Source organism: Pseudoalteromonas sp. T1lg21, from assembly GCF_002964625.1.
Lineage (GTDB): Bacteria > Pseudomonadota > Gammaproteobacteria > Enterobacterales > Alteromonadaceae > Pseudoalteromonas > Pseudoalteromonas gelatinilytica.
The window spans coordinates 1-1,420 of record NZ_PQBX01000067.1; the positions used below are offsets into that span (position 1 = coordinate 1).

Annotated in this window: 2 protein-coding genes; both read right to left on the bottom strand. The window is 39.4% G+C overall.

Annotated features, from left to right (window positions below):
* A partial coding sequence (locus C2M25_RS20555; protein ID WP_199775200.1) for a hypothetical protein occupies positions 1 to 886 on the bottom strand: 886 nt, incomplete at its 3' end.
* A 2-nt stretch (positions 887 to 888) separates the two neighbouring features.
* Positions 889 to 1,356, bottom strand: coding sequence for a hypothetical protein (locus C2M25_RS20560; protein WP_158679754.1), 468 nt, complete (start codon positions 1,354 to 1,356; stop codon positions 889 to 891).
* Between the last annotated feature and the right edge of the window lie 64 nt (positions 1,357 to 1,420).

Sequence of the window (1,420 nt, forward strand, 5' to 3'; positions counted from 1 at the left end):
TTAAATTACCTTCTGCATTGTAATAATAACCTTTAAAAGCCTGACCAGCTTCGTCTGGTGTTGTGTTTGAAACACAACCCATTGGTTGAACATTGTCTAGTTCGTCATAACCAACAACCTCGACTAAATAAATATTATCTGGTGTAGCTAAAAAGTCCGTGTATAGATCAACTGGGTTTTTACCAAGACTATTGTTATCAACTAAGTTGCTAACGTCCTGATCAAACTCAAGCATTAAGACATCACCAAATGCAGGATCAGGTTTGTAGATATAAGCGGATGATGCTGAGCGACGATACACTTTTACATGAATGCGAGTCATGTTATTTAGGCCGTTCAATAAAAAGCGTAATGCTTTGATACGCTCATATTTATCTACATTAAAACCACCGACAAAACCTTTAAAGCCACTACCAAAACCCCAACCGTTTTTTAAAGGATAAAATTGCTCACCGCTATAAACATGCTTTAAATTGCTGTTTGTTTGAAGCAAGCTATCAATTGATGACTTGATGTAACTAAGGTCATTCCATAGATCATTTCTAAAAACAGAAATTGTCTCAGTGTTACTTGGCTCCCACTGGCCTTCACCTGAAACACCCTCTTTAATGTAATCACGATTGTTCTCAACAACTGGGTCCGCAATAACAGCGGCAATTCGATTTTCATCGTAGTTTAGATCAGCATCCATATCAGCTTTAGTTTTAAAGCCGATTTTACCTTGTACCATGGCCTCTAAATAAGCAAATCGATCTTTAATTGCTTTCGATATGCTATCTTTAGTAACCCCATTTACTTGTACAGTTTCATCATCTGAGCCTGCCAAGATTGTATTTAATTGGTCAAGTAGGGATTCTAGCTCTGTAACTAAACTAAAAAATGACATTTCTAATTCTCCTGGTAAGTATCTAAAGCGTCAGAAACGCCATTAACAAATTCATCTAAGGTGTTTGGTTCTAATAAGTTATTAGCAGTGGCTTCTTCATTCACTACCTGCCGCTCTTTGATTTCGATATCTGCGCTGTAACTCCAAAACCCACCATTGAAACTGCATGACTCCAGCGGGCTTTGTTTAAAACGTACATCGTGGTCAATTAAGCCTTGAGGTGTACGAATTGGCATAACAAACCAGTTAACCGCATCGTTGGTACCGTGTTTTACAAACCCTTCTAAAATAACTGCCTGGTCAGCCTTCAGTTTCCACGTTGCAGCCATTGTCGTTGGCACTGATTGAAAGCGCTTGCGCTGCCGAGCTCGGCCGCTCGCCATTTCAGTTCTTAATAAATTAGGGTTTTGAGATAGTCGGTGAGTTGAAACAAGGGGAAGTTTAAGGTCTTTGGGGTATCGAACTAACATGCTTAGAAACCCTGCCTTTGTAAGCCATAGGTATTTTCAAGAACGGATGAAGCTTCACCACCTT

Excerpts from the sequence above, each read along its gene's own strand:
- C2M25_RS20560 (WP_158679754.1), bottom strand. The coding sequence starts at position 1,356 with ATGTTAGTTCGATACCCCAAAGACCTTAAACTTCCCCTTGTTTCAACT.